Consider the following 23,434-nt stretch of genomic DNA (forward strand, 5'->3'; position numbering starts at 1 on the left):
CGAGGGGCCGGAGCGCACTGCCCGGCTTGCGGTGTGGCCCTTACAGGCTCAGGCCCGTCAGGACCAGGACGCGCTCGTACGTGTAGTCGTCCATGGCGTAGCGCACGCCCTCGCGGCCCACGCCGGACTGCTTGGCGCCGCCGTAGGGCATCTGGTCGGCCCGGTAGGAGGGCACGTCGCCGATGACCACGCCGCCGACCTCCAGCGCGCGGTGCGCACGGAAGGCGGTCTGCAGGTCGTGGGTGAAGACGCCGGCCTGCAGGCCGTACGGGGAGTCGTTGACGGCCGCGAACGCCGCGTCCTCGCCCTCCGCCTTGGTGATGGTCAGGACCGGGCCGAAGACCTCCTCACAGGCGATCGTCACGCCGGCCGGGACCTCGGCCAGGACGGTCGGGGCGTAGGTCGCGCCCTCGCGCTTGCCGCCGGCGAGCAGCTTCGCGCCGGCCGCGACGGCCTCGTCGACCCAGGACTCGACCCGCTGGGCGGCGTCCTCGCTGACCAGCGGGCCGACGTCGGTGGAGGCGTCGGACGGGTCACCGGTGACCTGGGCCTCGACGGCCGCGACGACCTTCGGCAGCAGGCGGTCGTAGACCGAGGCGTCGGCGATGACGCGCTGCACGGAGATGCAGGACTGGCCGCCCTGGTAGTTGGAGAAGGTCGCGATGCGCTGCGCGGCCCAGTCCAGGTCCTCCTCGGAGGACCAGTCGGCGAGGACGACGGCCGCGCCGTTGCCGCCGAGCTCCAGGGTGACGTGCTTGCGCGGCGCGGAGTCGAGGATCGACCAGCCGACCGGGCCGGAGCCGGTGAAGGAGATGACCGGCAGACGCTCGTCCTGCACGAGGGCGGGCATGCGGTCGTTGGGAACGGGCAGCACGCTCCACGAGCCGGCCGGCAGGTCCGTCTCGGCCAGGATCTCGCCGAGGACGAGGGACGAGATGGGGGTGGCCGGGGCGGGCTTGAGGATGATCGGGGCGCCGACGGCGATGGCCGGGGCGACCTTGTGCGCGCTCAGGTTGAGCGGGAAGTTGAACGGCGCGATGCCCAGGACCGTGCCGCGCGGGACGCGGCGGGTCAGCGCGAGGCGGCCGGTGGAGCCCGGGTCGGTGTCCAGGCGCTGGGCCTCGCCGGCGTTGAAGCGGCGGGCCTCCTCGGCGGCCCAGCGGAACACGGAGACGGCACGGCCGACCTCGCCGCGGGCCCACTTGATGGGCTTGCCGTTCTCGGCGGAGATCAGCTGGGCGATCTCCTCGGTGCGCTCGGCGAGCCGCTTGGCCACGTGGTCGAGGGCGGCGGTGCGCACGTGCGCGGGCGTCGCGGCGAACTCGTCGCGCACGGCGTGCGCGGCGGCCACGGCCTCCTCGACCTGCGCCTCGGTGGGCACGCTCACGGTGCCGACGAGACGACCGTCCCAGGAATTCGTGACGTCGAAGGTCTCCTCGCCGGTGGCCTCGCGGCCGGCCAGCCAGAACGCGTGGGGAGCAGTCACGGATTCCCTCCGGGGGGTACAGACGAAATGGGCTCCCTCACCGTAGGGCTGCGGCGGGCCGGGGTCGTTTGTCCGTCATGGAGCACGGTGGGGGGTGGGTGCGCCGCATTGGAAGGGGTGGTGTGCGTCCGGTCCGGCACCGCCGGACGTCCCGGGGGTCGCGCGCCGTCGCGGCGGCAGGTGTTCCCCGTACACCCCTTCCCGGAACCGGGGCTCTGCCCCGGACCCCGGGGGCGAGGGCCACCGCGGCCGCCCGCCCGCGGGGCTCCGGGGCGGCAGCCCCGGGGAACGGGGGAAGGGAGGGACTGGGGACCCTCCCCCGCGCCGACCGGCGCCCCGGCGGTGCCGAACCGGCGCAGCCCGCACATCCGCCATCCGCCATCCGGACTACTCCGACGGCCCCGCCGTCGCCTTCAGCGCCAGCCACAGCTCCATCCGTGCGTCGGGGTCGTCCAGCGAGCGGCCCAGGATCTCCTCGACGCGCCGCATCCGGTACCGCAGCGTGTGCCGGTGCACGCCGAGGTCCGCGGCGGCCGCGTCCCACTGTCCGTGCCGGGCGAGCCAGGCCCGCAGGGAGGCGACCAGGTCGCCGCGGCCCTTGGCGTCGTGCTCGTACAGCGCCCGCAGCATGCCGTCCGCGAAGGCCCGCACGGCGTCGTCGGCCAGCAGCGGCAGGACCGAACCGGCGGAGACCTCCTCGTGCTCGACCAGCACCCTGCCACGGCGGCGGGCCACCGACAGGGCCTGCTCGGCCTGGCGGAAGGCCGTCCCGGCGGCGGCCGGGGCGGCGGGGGCGGAGACGCCGAGGCTCGCCTCGGTGGCGGGGGCGGCCTCGGCGGACCCGGTCCGGCGGGCCTCGGCGGCGCGCGCGTGGGCGATGCAGGCGGCGACCACGGCGCCGCCGTCCGGCGCGAGGACGACGATGCGGTGGCCCTCGGGAACGGCCAGCACCGGCTCCGCCGCCCGGCTCGCCGCGGTGTCGACCGCGTCGGCCAGCGCCGCGAGGACGGCATCGGCGTCGGCCTGGCCCTCGGCCGTCTCGGCCACCACGATCCGGAACGGCGCGTCCAGCAGCCCGCCGTACAGCTCGCCCGCCACCGCCCGGGCGTTCTCCGGCTCGCCGGCCAGCAGCATGCGCAGCACCGCGGCGCCCAGCCGCTGCTCGGCGTCCTGCAGGGCGCGCGAGCGCTCGGTGGTGAGGGTGAGCAGGGCGATGGCGGAGTGCACGGCGTAGCGCTCGGCGGTGCCGAGGGGGGCGTCCGTGCCGACGGCGAGGACGCCGCGGGTGCGGCGGCCGGAGCCGAGGGACTGCAGTTCGACGCGGTCGCCGCCCTCCTCGGCGTCGTCGGAGCCGACGACGGCGGTGGCGGGGGCGGGCCGCTCGCGCAGCCGTTCGACGTCGGCGCCCAGCCGGGCCGCGCGCCGGGCCGCCCAGTCGGGTGCGGCGGCGACGACGGCGCCCGAGGCGTCGTACAGCGCGGCCCATCCGCCGAGGTGGGCGGCGAGCCGGGCGATCAGGGCGGCCGGCCCCTCGGGGGCGAGGGCGGCGCGGGTCAGTTCGCGCTGGGCCTCGAAGCCGGCGGTCACCGCCCGGTACTGGTCGGCGGCGATGGCCGCGGAGACCGCCTTGGTGATGGCCAGGAAGGGGGTGCGGCGCGGCACCTCCAGGAGCGGCAGCCCCTCCTCGCGGGCCGCCTCGACCAGGGCGTCCGGCACGTGCTCGTAGTTGACGCCGACGGCGAAGCCGAGCCCCACCACACCGGCGCGGACCAGGCGCCGAACGTAGCGGTGCATCGCCTCCCGGTCCTCGGCGTCGATCTTCATGGCCGTGATGAGCAGCAGTTCCCCGCCGTCCATCCAGGGCACCGGGTCGGCCAGCTCGCTGACGTGCGCCCAGCGGACGGGGGTGTCCAGCCGGTCCTCGCCCGCGAGCACGGTGAGCTTGAGCGCCGAGTGCTGGACGAGCGAGGCGAGGGTGGGCGGCATGGGCGCGAACTTTCGGCGGGGCGGAACACGGGAAACGGCGGAACGGGGGGCGGTCCGGGAGGAACACGGAGAGCCCGGAGAGGGATTACGCCGTCCCGTATGAACGGCTCTCCTCAATTCTGCCAGGTCGGCAGGTTGCCCCCGCCCTTCAGCCGCGCAGGTCCACCAGCAGCGGAGGCACGTGTTCCCCGCCGACCGTCGTCAGGGACAGCACGGCGTGGTCCGCGGGCACCTCGCGCGCCAGCTCCGAGGCCGACCAGCGCTCCCGCTCCACCTTCCGTACGGTCACCGCGTCCCGGGTGACCGCCTGGCCGGTGACGAGCCGGCGCAGGGCGTGCACGGCCCGGGTGAGCGGCTGGTCGGCGAAGACGGCGTGGTGGGCGACCTCTCTGGTCTCGACCCATTCGGTGCCCCACGCCTCCGCGAACCGCCGGCCGTCCCAGGTCGTCACCCCCGAGAAGGCCATGTGGCAGCCGGCCGCGCCGAGCAGGGCGATGTGCAGGCCCTCGGGCACGTCGTCGACGGTGCGCAGGGCGAGCACCGCTCCGGCGTTGGCCGAGCGCAGGCGCTGGACGCCGCGGACGGTGCCGGCGGTGAGGGTGCCGGTGGCGTCGTCGAGGACCAGGCAGGTGAAGAGCGAGCGGTCGGCGCGGGCCGTGGCCATGGCCGTGAACTGGGCGAGGATCAGCCGGGCGAGCAGCCGGGACGCCTCCGTGTGGGCGCGCTCGGGCAGATCGATGCGGACGCGCAGCGGGTGGTGCTGCACGGAGCGCAGGGAGAAGGGCCGGGCGGTGGGGCCGACGGCGAAGAAGTCGGCGAAGGCCGGCCGGTCGAGCAGGGCCACGCGGTCGGCGAGTGCGGGGCAGGGGTCGGAGGCGGAGCCGCTCTGCCTCAGCCGGGCCTCCAGCTCGCGCAGCATCGCGGGGTGCCCGTCCTCGTCGAGCTTGCGGCGCAGACCGGCCAGGACGGACGGGGTGCCGCTGAGGAGCTCGTAGAGCTCGGGGACGGCCGGGAAGCGGCCGTGGGCGGCGTGGTGGGGGCCCAGCAGCTGGGCCAGGGCGGTGGCGGCCCGGCGGGTGTCGACGCCGGGGAGGTCTCCGACGAGGCCCTCCGCGAGGAAGGCGGCGGCCTCGTCGGGGTCGGTGGCCCCGCCGTAGAGGTCGAGGTCGTGCAGGGACGTGCCGTCGCCGGGCTTGACCACGACGTCGTAGGCGTCGTCGGGGCCGAGGGGCGTGCCGGCGGCGCAGACGGCGACGACGCTGCACCGGCGGGCGAGGGCCTGCAGGGCGAGGGACTCGGTGACGGGCCTGATGAGGCGGTGGGTCTTGCCCGCGCCGGGCGGCCCGACCGCGAGCAGTGACGTGCCGAGGACGGCGGGGTCCAGGGCGACGCCGGAGCCGCGGCGCTCGTAGGGGTTGCGGGCGTGGTCCGCGCTGCGGCCGATGCGGACCTGGCCCGTGAGCAGGTCGTGGGTGGCCGTGCGGGAGGGCAGGTCGCGCTCGCCGGAGGGGTGGGCCCAGGAGGCCGCGCCGTGGCGCAGGACGGTGTCGGTGAACGAGGCGAGCCGGGCGTGGTCCGTGCGCGCGGCCGTCCAGGCATGGCGGACCCGGACGCAGTCGACGTCGTTCATGCGGCCGGCGGCGAGCTCCGCGGCGAGCCGCTCGGCGGCCTCCGGCCGGCCCGCCTCCCGCAGCTCCGGCCAGTCCGCCCGGCCGGGGGCGGCGGGGCCTGGCGGCGGCGCGGCGGGCCGGGGCTGGCCGCGGCGGAGGGTGCGCAGGAGGCCCGGCCAGTCGCCCAGCCGTGCGAAGGGCCACAGGAGGGCGGCGACGATGAGGGTGTAGAGGCCGTAGACGACCACGGCGGCGCGGTAGTGGTCGCCGCCGCCCTGCAGCCAGGACTCGGGCGTGAGGACGAAGACCGGCTCGATGACGGGCAGCGTGCCCTTCCAGGTCAGCAGCTGGATGAGGCCCGCGAGGAGCGCCGCGGCCGCGGCGCGGGAGGGCTGGGGGCGGCTGCTGACGAAGCGCCGGAGCAGCTCGGGCCAGTTGCCCAGGCGGCCGAAGCCGTAGATCAGCAGGCCGGCGATGACGGCGCGGTAGACGATGGTGGCCTCAACCGCGTCCATCGTCGCCGGGCCGCCCATGACGCCGGCGCGCCACCACTCGGGCGGGGTGACCAGCTTCATGGGGACGCGCCAGTAGGGGATGTAGCCGTTCCACAGCAGGGTCCACAGGAGCACGCCGGACAGCAGGGAGATCAGCGCTCCGGACACCAGCGCGCGGTCCGGTACCCGGTCGGGGCGGATCGTGGGCGGCGGTACGTGGCCGTGCCGGAAGACGCCGGGCGGGGCGGGACGTCGCGGTGCGTTCAGCCACTGCACGATCGCCGGCCGGGGGGCGGCCGGGGCGTGCGCGGGACGGGGTGGGGCGGCCGGTGGCGGGGGCGGCGCGGCCGGGCGCGGCACCGCATGGGCGCGGGTGCCGCGCGCGTCGTACGTGTCTTCGGTGTCCATCGGCCCCTCGACCCCCCTGACCAGCCATGCCCGCATCCGGGCGGTGCCGGAGCTCAATCTAGTGCCCGGCACCGACAGTTCCAGCGTTTCGGGGCGGACCGGGGCCGGGCACCCGCCATGTCCGCGACGGACAACGACACGTGCGGACCACTACCGAACGGCGCATGCCCGACCCGCGCCCCCGCACCTAGCCTGCGGGGAAAGACCCCGGATGTGTCCGATTCACCCCCAGGAGCCCCCATGAGCGCGATTCCGCAGGAGCGCCGCGTCGTCACCGCCATCCCCGGCCCGAAGTCGCTGGAGCTGCAGGCCCGCCGTACCGCCACGGTGGCCGGTGGCGTGGGCTCCGTGCTGCCCGTCTTCACCACGCGCGCGGGCGGCGGCATCATCCAGGACGTCGACGGCAACTCCCTGATCGACTTCGGCTCGGGCATCGCCGTGACCTCGGTCGGCGCCAGCGCCGAGGCCGTCGTGCGCCGCGCCTCCGCGCAGCTCGCCGACTTCACCCACACCTGTTTCATGGTGACCCCCTACGAGGGCTACGTGGAGGTCTGTGAGCAGCTCGCCGAGCTGACGCCGGGCGACCACGCCAAGAAGTCCGCGCTGTTCAACTCGGGCGCCGAGGCCGTCGAGAACGCCGTCAAGATCGCCCGCGCCTACACCAAGCGCCAGGCGGTCGTCGTCTTCGACCACGGCTACCACGGCCGCACCAACCTGACGATGGCGCTCACCGCCAAGAACATGCCGTACAAGCACGGCTTCGGCCCGTTCGCGCCCGAGGTCTACCGCGTGCCGGTGGCCTACGGCTACCGCTGGCCGACCGGTGCCGAGAACTGCGGCCCCGAGGCCGCCGCCCAGGCCATCGACCAGATCACCAAGCAGGTCGGCGCCGAGAACGTCGCCGCGATCATCATCGAGCCGGTGCTGGGCGAGGGCGGCTTCATCGAGCCGGCCAAGGGCTTCCTCCCGGCGATCGTGAAGTTCGCCAACGACAACGGCATCGTCTTCGTCGCGGACGAGATCCAGTCCGGCTTCTGCCGCACCGGTCAGTGGTTCGCCTGTGAGGACGAGGGCATCGTCCCGGACCTGATCACCACCGCCAAGGGCATCGCCGGCGGTCTGCCGCTCGCCGCCGTCACCGGCCGCGCGGAGATCATGGACTCGGCGCACGCGGGCGGCCTCGGCGGCACCTACGGCGGTAACCCGGTGGCCTGCGCCGGTGCGCTGGGCGCCATCGAGACCATGCGCGAGCTGGACCTCAACGCCAAGGCCAAGCGCATCGAGGAGGTCATGAAGGGCCGCCTCGCCGCCATGCAGGAGAAGTTCGGGATCATCGGTGACATCCGCGGCCGCGGCGCCATGATCGCCATCGAGCTGGTGAAGGACCCGGCGACGAAGGAGCCCAACGCGGAGGCCGCCGGCGCGCTCGCCAAGGCGTGCCACGCGGAGGGCCTGATCGTGCTGACCTGTGGCACGTACGGCAACGTCCTGCGCTTCCTGCCGCCGCTGGTCATCGGCGAGGACCTGCTGAACGAGGGCCTCGACATCATCGAGGCGGCGTTCGCCCGTCTGTAGGCGTTCGCCCGCGCGTAAGGGAGTGAAGAACCTGTGCGGAGGGGGTGGTGGACGGGTGATCCGACTATCGGACCCGGCTTACCTGCCGTACGGTTTCTGCAGATGAACGCAACACCCCGTCCGCAGGGGACTGCGGACGATGCCGTGCCGGTGCTTCCCCAGTGCCGACCCGGCCGTGCCTTCGCGCACACCCCTGGAGCCTCCGGCTCCGGACATCCTCACCGATCGGACGGCCGCTCGCCCCAGACCCCCCGGGGCGCGCGGTTCACCGGCCGGCACGGCGGCCCCGGAACCACCCCCCCTGTTCCGGGGCCGCCGTATGTCCGCCTCCGCCGCCTCGCCGTCCCGGTGCTCGCCGTGCTGCTGTTCGCCGTCGTCACCTGGCAGGTCGCCGCGCACGGGCCGCTGCGCGTCCTCGACGAGCGCGCCGGCCGGGCGGCCGCCCGCTCCGGCGCCGTCCCCGTCTCCGTCGCCGAATTCCTCGCCGATCTGGGCAACACCGTCGTGGCCGTGCCCGTGCTGGCGGCGGCCGCGCTCTGGACGGGCCTGCGCTCCCCCGGGACGCGTCGCCGGCTGCCGCCGCTGGCCGCCGCCCTGGCGATGGCCGCGGTGCCGGCGCTGATCGTTCCGCTCAAGGCGTGGATCGCCCGGCCGGGGCCGCCGGCCATGGGCGGCGACCCCGGGTTCTTCCCCTCCGGTCACGCCGCGACGGCGGCCGTGGCGTACGGGGGCGCCGCACTGCTGCTCCTGCGCCGCCGCAGGTGGCCGTGGGCCGTCGGCTGCGTCCTGCTCAACGCGGGCGTGGCGCTGGGGCTGGTGCTGCGCGGCTACCACTGGCCGCTGGACGTGGCCGGCGCGTGGTGCCTGTCGGCCGCGGTGCTGTGGGGGCTCAGCTGTCGAATCCCAGGCCGGCCTTGTCCATCGCCTTGAGCCAGAGGTTGCGGCGGCCACCGTTGGCGTCCGCGCGGGTCATGGCCCACTGGGTGATGCCGATGCCCACCGACCGCACCGGTTCGGGCGGGAACGGCAACGGTTTGCTGCGGACCATCTCCAGCTCCGTGCGCTCGGTGCGCTCGCCGCTCAGCAGGTCGAGCATGACGTCCGCGCCGAAGCGGGTCGCTCCGACGCCGAGCCCGGTGAAGCCCAGGGCGTAGGCGACGCGGCCGCGGTGGGCGGTGCCGAAGAAGGCGGAGAAGCGGGAGCAGGTGTCGATGGCGCCGCCCCAGGTGTGGGAGAAGCGCACGCCCTCCAGCTGGGGGAAGCAGCGGAAGAAGTGCCCGGCCAGGCGCCGGTAGGTGGCGGGGTGGTGGTCGTACTCGGCCCGTACGCCGCCGCCGTAGCGGTAGACGATGTCGTAGCCGCCCCACAGGATGCGCCGGTCGGCGGTGAGCCGGAAGTAGTGGAAGTGGTTGGCGCTGTCGCTCAGCCCCTGCCGCCGCCGCCAGCCGACGGAGGCGAGCTGCTCCGGCGTCAGGGGCTCGGTCATCAGGGCGTAGTCGTAGACGGGGGCTATGTAGGGGCGCAGGCGCTTGACGAGCGAGGGGAAGGCGTTGGTGCCGAGCGCGGCGTGGCGGGCGAAGACACGGCCGTAGGGGGTGCGGACGGCCACTCCGGCGCTGCGGGAGGACAGTCCGGTGCCGGGCGTGTGCTCGTAGATGCGCACGCTCAGGGCCAGGCAGGCACGCTTGAGGCCCCAGGCGAGCCGGGCGGGGTGCAGCATGGCCACGCCGCGGCGGTTCCAGAGGCCGGCGAGGAAGGTCGGGGAGTCGACCTCGGCGCGTACGGCGTCGCGGTCGAGGAAGACGTGGCCGCGGACGCCGAGGGTCTCCGCCTCCTCGGCGGCCTCCTTCAGCTCGTGGACCTGGTGGGGTGCGGTGGCCACGTCGATCTCGCCGGTGCGCTCGAAGTCGCAGTCGATGCCGTGGCGGGCGAGGGCGGCCTCCAGGCCGTCGAGGTTGCGGTGGCCGAGCTCCTCCAGGGCGGTGAGCTCGGCCGGCCAGCGTGCACGGCCGTTGGCCCAGCCGTGGGTGAGGGAGGCGGCGCAGAAGCCGCCGTTGCGGCCGGAGGCGGCCCAGCCGCTCTCCTGGCCCTCGATGAGGACGACGTCCCGGCCGGGGTCGCGCTCCTTGGCGTTCAGGGCGGTCCACAGGCCGGTGTAGCCGCCGCCGACGACGAGCAGGTCGCAGTACTCGTCGCCGACGAGGGCGGGCAGCGCCTCCGGCCGGGAGGGGTCGTCGAGCCAGTAGGGGCGCAGGGTGGCGTCGGACAGGGCTTTCACGGGGTTCATGGCGCCGGTGGCCATGGGTCTCAGCTCCTTTTGCGGCGTCTCCCGGCCAGTTGAGCGACGAGGACGCACAGCACGGCGATGGCGAACATCGCCGTTCCGATGACATTGATCTGAACGGGTGTGCCTCTTTGTGCGGATCCCCAGACGTACATGGGGAAGGTCACGGTCGAACCGGAGTTGAAGTTGGTGATGATGAAGTCGTCGAAGGAGAGCGCGAAGGAGAGCAGGGCGCCTGCCGCGATGCCGGGGGCGGCGATGGGCAGGGTGACCTTCAGGAAGGTCTGCAGCGGGGTGGCGTAGAGGTCCTGAGCGGCCTGTTCGAGGCGGGGGTCCATGCTCATCACGCGGGCCTTGACGGCGGTGACCACGAAGCTCAGGCAGAACGTGATGTGGGCGATGAGGACGGTCCAGAAGCCGAAGCTGACGCCCGTGTTGAGGAAGAGGGTGGCCAGCGAGGCGGCCATGACGACCTCGGGCATCGCCATCGGCAGGAAGATCAGGCTGTTGACCGACGAGCGGCCGCGGAAGCGGTGGCGGGCGAGCGCGAAGGCGATCAGCGTGCCGAGGACGGTGGCGCCGACGGTCGCCCAGAGCGCGATCCACAGGCTGAGCGAGAGCGAGCCGCACAGGTCGGCGACGCCGCAGGGGTCGGTCCAGGCGTCGGTGGAGAAGCGCTGCCAGGCGTAGTTGAAGCGGCCGTTGGGCTTGTTGAACGAGAACACCGTCACGATGACGTTGGGCAGCAGCAGGTAGGCGAGGGTGCCCAGTCCTGCGATCACCACGAGGTTGCGGCGCAGGGCGCGCGCGACGCGGGAGTGCGGAGCCATCAGACGACGTCCTCCGTCCCGGACTTGCGGAGGTAGACGGTGACCATGGCGAGGATGGCGGCCATCAGCAGGAACGACAGGGCCGCGGCGGTCGGGTAGTCCAGGACGCGCAGGAACTGCGACTGGATGACGTTGCCGATCATCTTCTGGTCGGTGGAGCCGAGCAGCTCGGCGTTGATGTAGTCGCCCGTCGCGGGGATGAACGTCAGCAGCGTGCCGGCGACGACGCCGGGCATGGACAGCGGCAGGGTCACCTTGCGGAAGGTGGTGACGGGCCGGGCGTACAGGTCGTGGGCGGCTTCGTGGAGGCGGCCGTCGATGCGTTCGAGCGAGGTGTACAGCGGAAGGATCATGAAGGGCAGGAAGTTGTAGGTCAGACCGCAGACGACGGCGAGCGGGGTGGCGAGCACGCGGTGGCCCTCGGTGACGCCGAGCGCGTCGGTGAGGGAGAGGACGTGCAGGGCGTCGAGGGTGGAGACGACGGGGCCGCCGTCGGAGAGGATCGTCTTCCAGGCGAGGGTGCGGATCAGGAAGCTGGTGAAGAACGGCGCGATGACCAGGACCATCAGGAGGTTGCGCCAGCGGCCGGCCCGGAAGGCGATGAGGTAGGCCAGCGGGTAGCCGAGGAGGAGGCAGAGCGCGGTGGCGGTGGCGGCGTAGCCGACGGAGCGCAGGAACTGCGGGTAGTACTCGCTCAGCGCGTCCGCGTAGGTGGCGAAGTGCCAGGTGACCTCGAAGCCCTCTTCGAGGGAGCCGGTCTGCACGGAGGTCGACGCCTGGTAGACCAGCGGCGCGACGAAGAAGACGAGCAGCCAGAGGATGCCGGGGAGCAGGAGCCAGTAGGGCACGCGCCGGGTGCGCCGGGCGGCCTCGGGGGTGGCGGCGGGGGCCACCGGGGGGAGGTCGGTGTCGATCATCCCGCACCCTCCGCTTCCACGTCCGTGCCCGCCTCGACGTTCTGCGCGGCGTCCAGGCCGAAGCTGTGGCCGGGGTTCCAGTGCAGGACGACCTCGGCGCCGGGGACGAGGCGGGAGTCGCGCTCGATGTTCTGCTCGTAGACGCACAGGCCGGTACCGGCGGGGCCGTCGACGAGGTACTGGGTGCTGACGCCGGTGAAGCTGGACTGGGCGATGCGGCCGCGGACGCGGTTGCGGCCGTCGGCGACGGTGCCGGCGTCGTCGGCGTGCGTCAGCGTGATCTTCTCGGGCCGTATGCCGACCAGGAGCTTCTCGCCCGTGCGGGCGGTGGCTGTACATCGTGTCGCCGGAAGGGTGAGTTTGGTATCACCGGCCCGCAGAAGGATGTCGTCGCCCGCGGTGCCGAGGACGTCGGCGGTGATGAGGTTGGAGGTGCCGAGGAAGTTGGCGACGAAGGTGGTGCGGGGGGTCTCGTAGAGGTCGGCGGGGGCGCCGAGCTGCTCGACGCGGCCCGCGTTCATCACCGCGACCGTGTCGGCCATGGTCATGGCCTCCTCCTGGTCGTGGGTGACGTGGATGAAGGTGATGCCGACCTCGGTCTGGATGCGCTTGAGCTCCAGCTGCATCTGGCGGCGCAGCTTGAGGTCGAGGGCGCCGAGCGGCTCGTCGAGGAGGAGCACCTGCGGGTGGTTGATGAGCGCGCGGGCGACGGCGACGCGCTGCTGCTGGCCACCGGAGAGCTGCTGGGGCTTGCGGCGGGCGAGGTCGCCGAGCTGGACGAGGTCGAGCATCTCGTCGACCTGCTTCTTGACGGACTTGATGCCGCGGCGGCGCAGGCCGAAGGCGACGTTCTCGTGGATGTCCAGGTGGGGGAAGAGCGCGTAGTTCTGGAAGACGGTGTTGACGGGCCGCTTGTACGGGGGGAGACCGCTGACGTCCTTGCCGGCGAGCTCGACCGTGCCGGTGGTGGGGTCCTCCAGGCCGGCGATCATGCGCAGGGTGGTGGTCTTGCCACAGCCGGAGGCGCCGAGCAGGGCGAAGAACGAGCCCGCGGGCACCGACAGGTCGAGGGGGTGCACGGCGGTGAAGCCGCCGTAGGTCTTGCTGATACCGGTCAGGCGGACGTCGGTGCCGGTGGTGGCGGTTGCCGTCATGGGTCTGGGTCCAGGGGGTCGGGAGAGATGAGAGCAGATAACAGTGACATACAGCGGCGTGTGGGCCGATTCGGGCCGGGGCCACGAATCCGAAGAGCGGTTGTTTGTCTCGAATATCGGAATCTACTGCCGTCCTGGAACCGAGTGGGGCACCGCAGCGCTCCGACCCGGAATGATTGCTGATCCTGGCAGAGTGATCCGCTCTCAACAAGGGATTCCGTCGCCATGTTTTGACTGGGCGACGGATTCTGTGCGGAGCACCCGGCCGGCACCCGGCCGGGCCGTCGGCCCGCTGTCAGAGGCCGCTGCCAGAATGACGGCATGACGGAACGGGGGACGGACGCCATGGACACAGAGCGGATCCGTGCAGAGCGGATCACCGCGGACGGTCCGCGGACGGTGGCGGAGCTGGCGGCGGCCGCCGCCCGCGGCGAGCGGGCGAAGTACGTGTACTTCTGGGGCCACCGCCCGCGCCGCGACGGCAGCGTGGGAGCCGGCTGCTTCAGCCAGTGGTGGCCCTCGCCCTTCACGGTGGACGGCACGGTCTACGCCACGGCCGAGCACTGGATGATGGCCGGCAAGGCACGGCTCTTCGGCGATGCCGAGGCCGAGGCCCGGGCGCTCGCGGCCGGCCACCCCAAGCAGGCGAAGGACGCGGGCCGTTCGGTGCGCGGCTTCGACGAGGAGGAGTGGCGCCGGCACCGCTTCGAGCTGGTCGTCGAGGGCAGCGTCCACAAGTTCGGTCAGCACCCGGAGCTGGGCGCCTACCTGCTCGGCACGGGCACGCGCGTCCTGGTGGAGGCCAGCCCGCTGGACCGGGTGTGGGGCATCGGCCTGGCCGCCGACGACGAGCGCGCGCAGGACCCGGCCTGCTGGCGCGGGCTGAACCTGCTGGGCTTCGCGCTGATGGAGGCGCGTCAGCGCCTGGCGGCCGCCGGGAGCAGCGGGCCCGGTCCGGGCGGCGCGCTCATATAGGCGCCGTAGACGGCCTCGTCGGGGTCGTCGTCCAGGTTGCTGTCATCGTCGTCCACGGTGATGAGGAAGACGAGCATCAGGGCCGTGGCGAGGAGTGCCACACCGCCCAGGATCAGCCCCGCCAGGGCCTGTCCGCCGTTGGTCGCCTCGCCCGTGCCCGCCTTGGTGCGGCCCATCGCGCCGAAGACGATCGCCAGCACCCCGAGGATGACGCCGAAGACGACGGTGGGCGACAGCACGGTGCCCACGATGCCGAGCACCAGGGCGGTCACCCCGAGGCTGTTGTTGGGCGCGGGGACCGGCGCCGGCCAGCCCTGCCCGTAGGCCGCGGCCGGGTAGCCGTAGGCGCCCGTCCCGTAGCCGGTCTGCCCGTAGGGGCCCTGGGCGTAGGGGTCCTGACCGTACGGCGCGGGGCCGGCGCCGTAGGGCGCCGGGGCCTGCTGCGGGTACGGGCCGGGCTGCCCGTAGCCGTAGGGAGCGCCGGCGTACGCGCTGGGCGTGCCCGGGCCGGTCGGCGCGAGCGGCACGGGCGGGACGGCGCCGGGCTGCGGTGCGCCGGGTCCGGGCTGGGCGGGTACGCCCACGGTGGGCCCGGGGAAGGGCGGTGCGAGCGGGGCAGGCTGTGCCTGTTGCGGCATGACCGGCGCCGCTGCGGTGCCGGGCTTGTCGAGCGGCACGCGCCGCTCCGGCGCAGGCGGAGCCCAGGGATCGCTGTGCTGCGGCTCCGGCTGCGTGTCGTCCTTGTCGGACATGACCCTCCCCAGTCGTTACCCCGTCATGCTACGGCCTGAGCACGGCCCCGACTCCCACCGCGCATACGATGATCGGCACGCCGTTGACCGAGCACCACGAGCAGCCATGGAGGCACGCATGCCCGCACTCGACTCGTTCATCGCAGGGCTCCCGAAGGCGGAGCTGCACGTGCACCACGTGGGGTCCGCGTCCCCGCGCATCGTCGCCGAGCTCGCCGCGCGCCACCCCGACGGGCCGGTGCCCACCGACCACGAGGCACTCGCCGACTTCTTCACCTTCCGGGACTTCGCCCACTTCATCGAGGTCTACCTCTCGGTGGTCGACCTGATCCGCGACGCCGAGGACGTGCGCCTGCTGACCTACGAGGTCGCCCGCGACATGGCCCGGCAGAACATCCGCTACGCCGAGCTGACCGTCACCCCCTACAGCTCCACCCGGCGCGGCATCCCGGACGCCGCCTTCGTGGAGGCCATCGAGGACGCCCGCAAGGCCGCGGAGTCGGAGCTGGGCGTCGTCCTGCGCTGGTGCTTCGACATCCCGGGCGAGGCGGGGCTGGCGGCCGCCGAGGAGACGGCGCGGATCGCCTGCGACCTCAAGCCGGAGGGACTGGTCTCCTTCGGTCTGGGCGGCCCCGAGATCGGGGTGCCCCGCGGTCAGTTCAAGCCATTCTTCGACCGGGCCATCGCCGCCGGGCTGCACAGCGTGCCGCACGCCGGGGAGACCACCGGCCCGCAGACCATCTGGGACGCCCTGACCGAGCTGCGCGCCGAGCGCATCGGCCACGGCACCAGCGCCACCCAGGACCCGCGCCTGCTGGCCCACCTGGCCGAGCACCGCATTCCGCTGGAGGTCTGCCCGACCTCCAACCTCGCCACGCGCGCCGTGACCGACCTGGACCTGCACCCGATCAAGGAGATGGTCTCCGCCGGGGTGCTGGTGACCGTCAACAGCGACGACCCGCCCATGTTCGGCACCGACCTCAACACCGAGTACGCGGTCGCCGCCCGCCTCCTGGACCTCGACCCGAAGGGCATCGCGGCGCTCGCCAAGAACGCCGTGGACGTGTCGTTCATGGACGAGTCGGCCAAGGCGCGGCTGCGCACGGAGATCGACACCTACACGGCGACCTGGCGGGGTTGACGGCGCGGGCACCGGCGTTCCCGCCACAATGGGCCGCATGGTCACCGCCTTCACCGCCGTCGCCCACCGCGGCGATCCGTATGTGCACCGCGAGAACACCCTCCCCTCGATCCGCTCCGCGCTGTGGGCGGGGGCGGGTGCCGTGGAGATCGACGTCCGGCTGACCGCCGACGGCGTGCCCGTCCTGCTGCACGACGCGACGCTGGGCCGGCTGTGGGGCCGGGAGGTGGCCCTGTCGGCCCTGACGGCCGAGCAGGTGCGCAGCCTCACCCACGGCCGGGTGCCCACGCTCCAGGAGGCCCTCGCCGAGGTCATGCGGCCGGGGCGGGAGACTGCGGGCAGGGCCGGAGGGGCGCCGGCGCGGCTGTTCGTCGACCTGCCGGATCCGGCCGCGGCCGCGGCGGCCGTCGCCGCCGTCCGGGCGAGCGGAGCCGCGGAGCGCGCGTACTACTGCGGCGGGCCGGTGGCGATGCTCAACGTGCGCCGCGCGGACCCCGACGCCGAGATCGCCCTGACCTGGACGACGCTCGCACCGCCCCGCCCGTCCCTGCTGGCCGAGGTGCGCCCGCGCTGGCTCAACTACCGCTTCGGGATCGTCACGCCGGAGCTGGTGGCGCGCAACCACGCCGACGGGCTGCTGGTGTCGGCCTGGACCGCGGACACCCGTCGCACGATGCGACGGCTGCTGCGCGCGGGCGTCGACTCGATCACCACCAACCGCATCGGCGCCCTGCGCTCGCTGCTGCCCACCCCCGCCTGAGCTGCTGCCCGCCCCCGCTTGAGAGCGGCGGGCTCACAGCCCGACGATCTCGTTCCACTCCTTGGTGAAGGCCGGCCGTTCCCGGGCGGTCATGTCGCGGGCGGTCGCGAGCCGCCTGCGCATGTCCTCGCTGGGGAAGATCAGCGGGTTCTCGGCGAGCCCGGCGAGTTCCTTGTCCCGGGACGAGGCCAGGACGTCGCGGGCGGCCGGGACCGGGCAGACGTAGTTGACGGAGGCGGCGAGCTCCGCGGCGACGTCGGGCCGGTAGTAGTGGTCGATGAGCGCTTCCGCGTTGCGCTTGTGGCGGGCGAGGTTGGGGATCATCAGGCTCTCGGCCCACAGCTCCGCGCCCTCCTCGGGCACGACGAACTCGATGTCCGGGTTGTCGGCCTGGAGCTGGATGATGTCGCCCGAGTACGCCTGGCAGGCCAGGACGTCGCCGGAGGACAGGTCCTTGATGTAGTCGTTGCCGGTGAAGCGGCGGATGTGCCGCTTGCGGACGAGCGTGCGCAGCTGCTCGGTCATGGTGTGGAAGTCGTCGGCGGTCCAGCGCGTGACGTCCGCGCCGTTGCCCTGCATCAGCAGGGAGAACGCCTCGTCCATGCCGGACAGCAGGGTGACGCGGCCGCGCAGGTCGTCGTGCCACAGCTCCGCGGTGCGCCGGATCTCGCGCCCGAGCTTGCGCCGGTTGTAGGCGATGCCGGTGATGCCGGACTGCCAGGGCACGGTGTGCAGGCGTCCGGGGTCGAAGGAGGGCTTGCGCAGCAGCGGGTCGAGTTCCCTGGCGACGTGGGGCTGGGCGGCGCGGTCCATCTGCTGGACCCAGCCGAGCCGGACGTAGCGGGAGGCCATCCAGTCGCTGACGACGATGAGGTCCCGGCCGGTCTCCTGGTGGTTCATCAGGGCCGGGCTGATCTTGCCGAAGAACTCGTCGTTGTCGTTGATCTCCTCGGTGTACTTCACCGAGATGCCGCTGCGCTTCTGGAATTCGTCGAGGGTGGGACGTTTCTGCGGGTCGTCCTCGTCCGCGTCGATGTACAGCGGCCAGTTGGCGAAGACCAGACGCCTGTCGCGCGCGGAGCGGTCCGCCGCGGCCCGGTCGCCCGGGGCGACGTAGGCGGCGGGCACCCCGCACCCGGCGAGGGCTGCGGCCCCGGCGCCGGCACCCAGCGCGCGCAGGAGGGTCCGGCGGGAGAGGGGCTTCACGGGCTTTACTCGCATTCCGGCGGGATGGCGGGCAGGACGTACGGGCCGGTCGGCCGGGCGTCGATGATACGCGCACGCACGTACGGACCGTACGTGCGTGCGCGACCGGGGTGCGGTGTGACCCGGGGAGGGGTCAGCCCAGCGAGGTCATCACGTGCTTGATGCGGGTGTAGTCCTCGAAGCCGTAGGCGGAGAGGTCCTTGCCGTAGCCGGACTTCTTGAAGCCGCCGTGGGGCATCTCGGCGACCAGCGGGATGTGGGTGTTGATCCACACGCAGCCGAAGTCGAGGGCCTTGGACATCCGCATGGCCCGGCCGTGGTCCTTGGTCCACACCGAGGAGGCCAGGGCGTACTCGACGCCGTTGGCGTAGGCGACGGCCTGCTCCTCGTCCGTGAAGGACTGGACGGTGATGACGGGGCCGAAGACCTCGTGCTGGACGATCTCGTCGTCCTGCTTCAGGCCGGAGACGACGGTCGGGGCGTAGAAGTAGCCCGTGTCACCGACGCGGTGGCCGCCGGCCTCGACCTTGGCGTGGGCGGGGAGGCGCTCGATGAAGCCGGTCACCTGCTGCAGCTGGTTGGCGTTGTTGAGCGGGCCGTAGAGCACGTCCTCGTCGTCCGGCCGGCCCGTCTTGGTGTCGGCGGCGGCCTTGGCGAGGGCGGTGACGAAGTCGTCGTGGACGGACTCGTGGACGAGCACGCGGGTGGCGGCCGTGCAGTCCTGGCCGGCGTTGAAGTAGCCGGCGACGGCGATCTCCTCGACGGCCTTGGCGATGTCGGCGTCCTCGAAGACGACGACGGGCGCCTTGCCGCCGAGCTCCAGGTGGACGCGCTTGAGGTCCTTGGAGGCGGACTCGGCGACCTGCATGCCGGCGCGGACGGAACCGGTGATGGAGGCCATGGCGGGCACGGAGTGCTCGACCATCAGGCGGCCGGTCTCGCGGTCGCCGCAGACGACGTTGAAGACGCCCTTGGGGTGGCCCAGCTCCTCCAGCACGCCGCCGACGATCTCGGCGATCAGGACGGTGGAGGCGGGGGTGGTGTCGGAGGGCTTGAGGACGACGGTGTTGCCCGCGGCGAGGGCCGGGGCGAACTTCCACACGGCCATCATCATCGGGTAGTTCCACGGCGCGACCTGCGCGCAGACGCCCACGGGCTCGCGGCGGATGATGGAGGTCATTCCCTCCATGTACTCGCCGGCGGAGCGGCCCTCCAGCAGGCGGGCGGCGCCGGCGAAGAAGCGGATCTGGTCGACCATGGGCGGCACCTCCTCGCTGCGGGTGAGCGAGAGCGGCTTGCCGGTGTTCTCCGACTCGGCGGCGACCAGCTCCTCGGCGCGCGCCTCGAAGGCGTCGGCGATCTTGAGGAGGACCTTCTGGCGCTCGGCGGGCACCAGGTCGCGCCAGGCGGGGAAGGCGGCCTCGGCTGCGGCCATGGCGGCGTCGACGTCGGTGGCGCCGGACAGCGGGGCGGTGGCGTACGCCTCTCCGGTGGCCGGGTTGACGACCTCGGTGGTCCGCCCGTCGGCGGCATCGCGGAACTCTCCGTCGATGTAGTTACGCAGGCGGCGCAGCTCGGTGGTCACGTTGTGCCACCCCTTCTGTCGAAATCTCCGTTGACTTGCGGCGCCCAGCCTAATCAGTGAGGTGACGCTTTCAACATACCCATCACCCATGAACAACGGAATCAGTGCTTCTACGCTTGATCGGCAACGAATTTCATCGCTCAATGCTTGCCACGCCACCGACTTCTCATGCACAGTGGGGTGCGTGGCCACTCGTAGTGCAGATCCGAAGAGCGTGAACAGCACGCAGCCGATCGATGCCGTCTCCCTGGCGATCATCGAGCAGCTCCAAGAGGACGGGCGCCGCCCGTACGCGGCGATCGGCAAGGCCGTGGGACTGTCCGAGGCGGCGGTCCGGCAACGCGTGCAGAAGCTGCTCGACCAGGGCGTCATGCAGATCGTCGCCGTCACCGACCCGCTCACCGTGGGATTCCGGCGCCAGGCGATGGTCGGCGTCAACGTCGACGGGGACCTCGATCCCGTCGCCGACGCCCTGACCGCGATGGACGAGGTGGAGTACGTCGTCGTCACCGCAGGTTCCTTCGATCTCCTCATCGAGATCGTCTGCGAGGACGACGACCACCTCCTGGAAACGATCAACAAGCGCATCAGGACCCTCCCGGGCGTGCGCTCGACGGAGAGCTTCGTCTATCTCAAGCTCCGCAAACAGACCTACACATGGGGAACCCGATAGCCGTGAGCAAGGACCTCAGCAGGACGGCGTACGACCACTTGTGGATGCACTTCACCCGCATGTCGTCGTACGAGAACGCACCCGTGCCCACCATCGTGCGCGGCGAAGGCACCTACGTCTTCGACGACAAGGGCAAGCGCTACCTCGACGGCCTGGCCGGCCTGTTCGTGGTCCAGGCCGGCCACGGCCGCACCGAGCTCGCCGAGGCCGCCAGCAAGCAGGCCCAGGAACTCGCCTTCTTCCCCGTGTGGAGCTACGCCCACCCCAAGGCCGTCGAGCTGGCCGAGCGGCTCGCCCACTACGCCCCGGGCGACCTCAACAAGGTCTTCTTCACCACCGGCGGCGGCGAGGCCGTCGAGACGGCCTGGAAGCTGGCGAAGCAGTACCACAAGCTCACCGGCAACCCCTCGAAGTACAAGGTCATATCCCGGGCCGTCGCCTACCACGGCACCCCGCAGGGCGCCCTCGCCATCACCGGCCTGCCCGCCCTCAAGGCCCCCTTCGAGCCGCTGGTCCCCGGCGCGCACAAGGTGCCCAACACCAACATCTACCGCGCGCCGATCCACGGGGACGACCCGGAGGCGTTCGGCCGCTGGGCCGCCGACCAGATCGAGCAGCAGATCCTCTTCGAGGGCGCGGACACCGTCGCGGCCGTCTTCCTGGAGCCCGTTCAGAACGCCGGCGGCTGCTTCCCGCCGCCGCCCGGCTACTTCCAGCGGGTGCGCGAGATCTGCGACACCTACGACGTGCTGCTCGTCTCCGACGAGGTCATCTGCGCCTTCGGCCGTCTGGGCACGATGTTCGCCTGCGACAAGTTCGGCTACGTCCCGGACATCATCACCTGCGCCAAGGGCATGACCTCGGGCTACTCCCCCATCGGCGCGGCCGTCATCTCCGACCGCATCGCCGAGCCGTTCTTCAAGGGAAGCAACACCTTCCTGCACGGCTACACCTTCGGCGGCCACCCGGTCTCCGCCGCGGTCGCGCTCGCCAACCTCGACATCTTCGAGCGCGAGGGCCTCAACCAGCACGTGCTGGACAACGAGGCGGCCTTCCACGCCACCCTGTCCCGGCTGCACGACCTGCCGATCGTCGGCGACGTGCGCGGCAACGGCTTCTTCTACGGCATCGAGCTGGTGAAGGACAAGGCCACCAAGGAGTCCTTCACGCCGGAGGAGTGCGAGCGGCTGCTGTACGGCTTCGTGTCGAAGAAGCTGTTCGAGAACGGCCTGTACTGCCGGGCGGACGACCGGGGCGACCCGGTCATCCAGCTGTCGCCGCCCCTGATCTCGGACCGGTCGACGTTCGACGAGATCGAGCAGATCGTCCGCGGCGTCCTCACGGAGGCGTGGACGAAGATCTGACGGGACCGCACCCCGACGGGCACCTCCCACACCTCGGGCCCGTCTCCCCGCCACGGCCCACGGACGCGCTCGCTCCCCCGCGCGCACGTGGGCCGCGGCACGCCCGGCGCACGCCCCCGGCGATGAGCCCGATGGAAGGAAAGTGAGGCCCTCCAGCGCCGAGCCTGGACGGAGGCTAGGATCCCGGTTCCGTACGGTGCCAGTGACCCAATGGCCTCCGGTTCGTTCACCCGGACAGGGGAAACGGACCCTCTCAGCGACCCGAGGTGCTCGATATGGTGGCCCCGCCGGACAACGACGTGCTCTGGGCACGCGGTCTGCATTACTCCTACAGCGGTTCCCCGGCCCTGACCGGGGTGTCCATCGGCGTCCGCGAGGGCGAGATCCTCGCCGTGACCGGACCCCGCGGCTCCGGGAAGACCACGCTCCTCAAATGCCTGTCGGGTCAGCTCCTGGCCGACCCGGGCGAGGTGTGGTTCAACAGCGCGCCCGTGCACACCCTCTCCCGCGCCGCCCGCGAGCGGCTGCGCCGTGAACGGTTCGGCTGGATCGACAGCGAGCCCCACCTCGTACCGGAGCTGACGGGCTGGGAGAACGCCGCCCTGACCCTGCTGGTGCGCGGCGTCGGCCACCGCACGGCCAAACAGACGGCCACCGAATGGCTCGAACGCCTCGACGTCGGCGACTGCGCCCGCAAGCGCCCCGGGGCCCTCACCCAGGCCCAGCGCCAGCGGATCTCCATCGCCCGTGCCCTGGCCGCCGAGCCGACCGTCGTCTTCGCCGACGAGCCGACCGCACCGCTGCACACGACCGACCGGGCCCAGGTGCTGCGCACGCTGACCACGGCCGCCCGGTCGCACCACATCACGGTCGTCCTGGCCACCCTCGACGAGGAGAGCGCCGCCCTCGCCGACCGCACGGTCACCCTCGTGGACGGCCGCCGGGGCGGGGCGATCCCGTCCCCCGACGCGTCCGAAGGGGAGGGCAGGGCCGCGTGCTCAGTCTCCGCCTAGCGCGCGGCGCGCACCCGCTCGTCCACCTGCGCCGGCTGCTGGTGGCGGGCGCGGCGTCCGGAGTCGGCTTCCTGCTGCTGTGCGCACTGGGCCACGGCGTGGCGCACCCCGGGGCGGCCGGGGAGTCGCTCGTACGGCTGCTGTGGTGCGCGGTGCCGCTGGCGGCGGTCGTGTACTTCGCGGTCGCCGTCGCCCGCAACGACCCCTCCACCCGCCCCCGCGACGGCATGGACGCGGTCGGGTTCGGGCCGGTGCGGCTGTCGGTCCTCGCGGCGACGTCGACGGCCGTCTCGTGCGGGCTGGGCAGCGTCGTCGCCCTGCTGGCCTATCTCGAACTCCGCGGAGACCTGGGCGGCACCCCGCTGAGCGGCACCGCGGCCGGCCTGCTGGACGGGCACGCCGCCCTGCCGTGGGCGGGGGCGCTGACCCTCCTCGGGCTGCTGCCCGTACTGGCGGCCGGCGCGTGCGTCGTCGTGCTGCGCCCGCGCAGGCAGCGCTCCTCGGGTGCGACCGCGCCCGCCCCGGACGCCGGCTCCGCCGACGCCCCCGCGCCCGCGGTGCCGCACGCGCCCCGGCCGGGCTACGCGGGCCTGCCCTGGGGCGTCGCGATCGTCTCCTGCGGGCTGGCCCTGGAGGCGTACGTCGGTCACGCACCGGCGCCCGCCCCGGACCACCTGCTGGCCCTGCCCGGCCAGGAGGGCGGCGCCTCCCCCGGCCTCCTGGCCGGCTGGCTGCTCGCCTCCTTCGGTCTGGTGCTGGCCGGTCCCGGGCTCATCCACGGGTGCGGCGCGCTGCTGGCGGCCGGGCGGCCCGGGGCCGTGCGGCTGCTGGCCGGGCGGATACTGCAGGACGCCGCGGTGCGCCTCGGCCGGCCGCTGGGGGTGCTGTGCGCGGTCGCCGCGGGCGCGCTGGCGGCCCTGGAGCTGTACGGCCCGGCGGGGGCGCACACCGGCCCCCGCCCGTTCGGGCCGCTGACCGGGCTCGGCGCGGCGGTCGTGATGGCCTGTGTGACGGCCACGGTGATCACCGCCGCCCTCGACACCCGGGTGTCCCGGGCCGGGACCAACGACGCCCTGGCGCGGCTGGGCGTTCCGGCCTCCGTGATGCGCGGGGCGGTGGCGGTGCGCACCGGCGCGCTGCTGGCCGTGCTCGCCCCGCTGACCTGGCTGATCGCCGAGCTCACCACCCTGCCGCTCACCCGTTCTTGACCAGTTCTTGACC

The 23,434-nt window shown here is 73.0% G+C and carries 19 protein-coding genes; 9 read left to right on the forward strand and 10 right to left on the reverse strand.

The features are described 5' to 3' along the window. Window positions 1-40: 40 nt before the first annotated feature. The 3 genes from LE181_RS14160 to LE181_RS14170 all read right to left on the reverse strand — a co-directional run bounded on the left by LE181_RS14160 (window position 41) and on the right by LE181_RS14170 (window position 5,984). Entirely contained in the window at window positions 41-1,486 is a 1,446-nt protein-coding gene (locus LE181_RS14160) for an aldehyde dehydrogenase family protein (RefSeq protein WP_225661613.1), read from the reverse strand. A gap of 387 nt (window positions 1,487-1,873) precedes the next feature. Continuing rightward, window positions 1,874-3,472 carry a PucR family transcriptional regulator gene (locus LE181_RS14165; RefSeq protein ID WP_225661614.1) on the reverse strand — a complete coding sequence of 533 codons (1,599 nt, stop codon included), beginning with the start codon at window positions 3,470-3,472 and terminating at the stop codon, window positions 1,874-1,876. A 148-nt stretch (window positions 3,473-3,620) separates the two neighbouring features. After that, a complete protein-coding gene (locus LE181_RS14170) occupies window positions 3,621-5,984 on the reverse strand; it encodes an ATP/GTP-binding protein (protein ID WP_225661615.1) in 2,364 nt (787 codons plus the stop codon). A 240-nt stretch (window positions 5,985-6,224) separates the two neighbouring features. Here LE181_RS14170 and gabT point away from each other — a divergent pair, with 240 nt between their 5' ends. Further along, a complete protein-coding gene (gene gabT, locus LE181_RS14175; RefSeq protein WP_225661616.1) occupies window positions 6,225-7,559 on the forward strand; it encodes a 4-aminobutyrate--2-oxoglutarate transaminase in 1,335 nt (444 codons plus the stop codon). A 357-nt stretch (window positions 7,560-7,916) separates the two neighbouring features. Further along, on the forward strand, window positions 7,917-8,489 hold the full coding sequence (locus LE181_RS14180) for a phosphatase PAP2 family protein (RefSeq protein WP_308103130.1): 573 nt from the start codon (window positions 7,917-7,919) through the stop codon (window positions 8,487-8,489). On the opposite strand, the gene LE181_RS14185 is transcribed toward LE181_RS14180, so the two are convergent. Genes LE181_RS14185 through LE181_RS14200 form a run of 4 tightly spaced genes read right to left on the reverse strand, consistent with a single transcriptional unit; the run spans window position 8,449 to window position 12,744 of the window. After that, on the reverse strand, window positions 8,449-9,861 hold the full coding sequence (locus LE181_RS14185) for an NAD(P)/FAD-dependent oxidoreductase (protein ID WP_225661618.1): 1,413 nt from the start codon (window positions 9,859-9,861) through the stop codon (window positions 8,449-8,451). The genes LE181_RS14180 and LE181_RS14185 overlap by 41 nt on opposite strands. Before the next feature lie 5 nt (window positions 9,862-9,866). Continuing rightward, window positions 9,867-10,673 carry an ABC transporter permease gene (locus tag LE181_RS14190; RefSeq protein WP_225661619.1) on the reverse strand — a complete coding sequence of 269 codons (807 nt, stop codon included), beginning with the start codon at window positions 10,671-10,673 and terminating at the stop codon, window positions 9,867-9,869. Continuing rightward, window positions 10,673-11,590 (reverse strand): ABC transporter permease, encoded by a 918-nt coding sequence (locus LE181_RS14195; RefSeq protein WP_225661620.1) that lies wholly within the window; start codon window positions 11,588-11,590, stop codon window positions 10,673-10,675. Before LE181_RS14195 ends, LE181_RS14190 begins: the two co-directional genes overlap by 1 nt. Continuing rightward, window positions 11,587-12,744, reverse strand: a complete 1,158-nt coding sequence (locus LE181_RS14200) for an ABC transporter ATP-binding protein (protein WP_225661621.1) — start codon at window positions 12,742-12,744, stop codon at window positions 11,587-11,589. The genes LE181_RS14195 and LE181_RS14200 overlap by 4 nt, the downstream gene beginning before the upstream one ends. Before the next feature lie 345 nt (window positions 12,745-13,089). On the opposite strand from LE181_RS14200, the gene ybiA reads away from it, so the two are divergent. Next, a complete protein-coding gene (gene ybiA / locus LE181_RS14205; RefSeq protein ID WP_225661664.1) occupies window positions 13,090-13,719 on the forward strand; it encodes a riboflavin biosynthesis intermediates N-glycosidase in 630 nt (209 codons plus the stop codon). Here ybiA and LE181_RS14210 read toward each other — a convergent pair. Continuing rightward, the gene (locus LE181_RS14210) at window positions 13,662-14,471 is read right to left on the reverse strand and encodes a DUF4190 domain-containing protein (RefSeq protein ID WP_225661622.1); all 810 of its coding nucleotides are present in this window, start codon (window positions 14,469-14,471) and stop codon (window positions 13,662-13,664) included. The genes ybiA and LE181_RS14210 overlap by 58 nt on opposite strands. Before the next feature lie 118 nt (window positions 14,472-14,589). Between LE181_RS14210 and LE181_RS14215 the strand changes: the two genes are divergently transcribed. Continuing rightward, the gene (locus LE181_RS14215; protein ID WP_225661623.1) at window positions 14,590-15,612 is read left to right on the forward strand and encodes an adenosine deaminase; all 1,023 of its coding nucleotides are present in this window, start codon (window positions 14,590-14,592) and stop codon (window positions 15,610-15,612) included. 28 nt (window positions 15,613-15,640) lie between these two features. Continuing rightward, entirely contained in the window at window positions 15,641-16,372 is a 732-nt protein-coding gene (locus LE181_RS14220; protein ID WP_225661624.1) for a glycerophosphodiester phosphodiesterase, read from the forward strand. Window positions 16,373-16,405: 33 nt separating this feature from the next. On the opposite strand, the gene LE181_RS14225 is transcribed toward LE181_RS14220, so the two are convergent. Together LE181_RS14225 and LE181_RS14230 are read right to left on the reverse strand one after the other, a co-directional pair. After that, window positions 16,406-17,593, reverse strand: a complete 1,188-nt coding sequence (locus LE181_RS14225) for a polyamine ABC transporter substrate-binding protein (RefSeq protein ID WP_225661625.1) — start codon at window positions 17,591-17,593, stop codon at window positions 16,406-16,408. Window positions 17,594-17,711: 118 nt separating this feature from the next. Continuing rightward, window positions 17,712-19,163, reverse strand: coding sequence for a gamma-aminobutyraldehyde dehydrogenase (locus LE181_RS14230; RefSeq protein ID WP_225661626.1), 1,452 nt, complete (start codon window positions 19,161-19,163; stop codon window positions 17,712-17,714). Between the two features lie 184 nt (window positions 19,164-19,347). On the opposite strand from LE181_RS14230, the gene LE181_RS14235 reads away from it, so the two are divergent. The 4 genes from LE181_RS14235 to LE181_RS14250 all read left to right on the forward strand — a co-directional run bounded on the left by LE181_RS14235 (window position 19,348) and on the right by LE181_RS14250 (window position 23,421). Then, window positions 19,348-19,836 carry an Lrp/AsnC family transcriptional regulator gene (locus LE181_RS14235; protein WP_225661627.1) on the forward strand — a complete coding sequence of 163 codons (489 nt, stop codon included), beginning with the start codon at window positions 19,348-19,350 and terminating at the stop codon, window positions 19,834-19,836. Further along, window positions 19,821-21,200, forward strand: a complete 1,380-nt coding sequence (locus tag LE181_RS14240) for an aspartate aminotransferase family protein (protein ID WP_225661628.1) — start codon at window positions 19,821-19,823, stop codon at window positions 21,198-21,200. Before LE181_RS14235 ends, LE181_RS14240 begins: the two co-directional genes overlap by 16 nt. A 275-nt stretch (window positions 21,201-21,475) precedes the next feature. After that, window positions 21,476-22,213: an ABC transporter ATP-binding protein gene (locus LE181_RS14245; protein ID WP_225661630.1), complete on the forward strand. Its 738-nt coding sequence runs from the start codon at window positions 21,476-21,478 to the stop codon at window positions 22,211-22,213. Next, on the forward strand, window positions 22,195-23,421 hold the full coding sequence (locus LE181_RS14250; protein ID WP_225661631.1) for a hypothetical protein: 1,227 nt from the start codon (window positions 22,195-22,197) through the stop codon (window positions 23,419-23,421). The genes LE181_RS14245 and LE181_RS14250 overlap by 19 nt, the downstream gene beginning before the upstream one ends. The last annotated feature ends 13 nt before the right edge of the window (window positions 23,422-23,434 follow it).

The sequence above is a fragment of the Streptomyces sichuanensis genome, assembly GCF_020328095.1.
Taxonomy (GTDB): Bacteria; Actinomycetota; Actinomycetes; order Streptomycetales; family Streptomycetaceae; genus Streptomyces; species Streptomyces cinnamoneus.

What these genes read in the sequence shown, in the direction of transcription:
- LE181_RS14165 (WP_225661614.1), bottom strand. Translation starts at nt 3,472, where the DNA reads ATGCCGCCCACCCTCGCCTCGCTCGTCCAGCACTCGGCGCTCAAGCTC.
- LE181_RS14170 (WP_225661615.1), bottom strand. Translation starts at nt 5,984, where the DNA reads ATGGACACCGAAGACACGTACGACGCGCGCGGCACCCGCGCCCATGCG.
- gabT (WP_225661616.1), top strand. Translation starts at nt 6,225, where the DNA reads ATGAGCGCGATTCCGCAGGAGCGCCGCGTCGTCACCGCCATCCCCGGC.
- LE181_RS14185 (WP_225661618.1), bottom strand. Translation starts at nt 9,861, where the DNA reads ATGGCCACCGGCGCCATGAACCCCGTGAAAGCCCTGTCCGACGCCACC.
- LE181_RS14190 (WP_225661619.1), bottom strand. Translation starts at nt 10,673, where the DNA reads ATGGCTCCGCACTCCCGCGTCGCGCGCGCCCTGCGCCGCAACCTCGTG.
- LE181_RS14195 (WP_225661620.1), bottom strand. Translation starts at nt 11,590, where the DNA reads ATGATCGACACCGACCTCCCCCCGGTGGCCCCCGCCGCCACCCCCGAG.
- LE181_RS14200 (WP_225661621.1), bottom strand. Translation starts at nt 12,744, where the DNA reads ATGACGGCAACCGCCACCACCGGCACCGACGTCCGCCTGACCGGTATC.
- ybiA (WP_225661664.1), top strand. Translation starts at nt 13,090, where the DNA reads ATGGACACAGAGCGGATCCGTGCAGAGCGGATCACCGCGGACGGTCCG.
- LE181_RS14210 (WP_225661622.1), bottom strand. Translation starts at nt 14,471, where the DNA reads ATGTCCGACAAGGACGACACGCAGCCGGAGCCGCAGCACAGCGATCCC.
- LE181_RS14215 (WP_225661623.1), top strand. Translation starts at nt 14,590, where the DNA reads ATGCCCGCACTCGACTCGTTCATCGCAGGGCTCCCGAAGGCGGAGCTG.
- LE181_RS14220 (WP_225661624.1), top strand. Translation starts at nt 15,641, where the DNA reads ATGGGCCGCATGGTCACCGCCTTCACCGCCGTCGCCCACCGCGGCGAT.
- LE181_RS14225 (WP_225661625.1), bottom strand. Translation starts at nt 17,593, where the DNA reads ATGCGAGTAAAGCCCGTGAAGCCCCTCTCCCGCCGGACCCTCCTGCGC.
- LE181_RS14240 (WP_225661628.1), top strand. Translation starts at nt 19,821, where the DNA reads ATGGGGAACCCGATAGCCGTGAGCAAGGACCTCAGCAGGACGGCGTAC.
- LE181_RS14245 (WP_225661630.1), top strand. Translation starts at nt 21,476, where the DNA reads ATGGTGGCCCCGCCGGACAACGACGTGCTCTGGGCACGCGGTCTGCAT.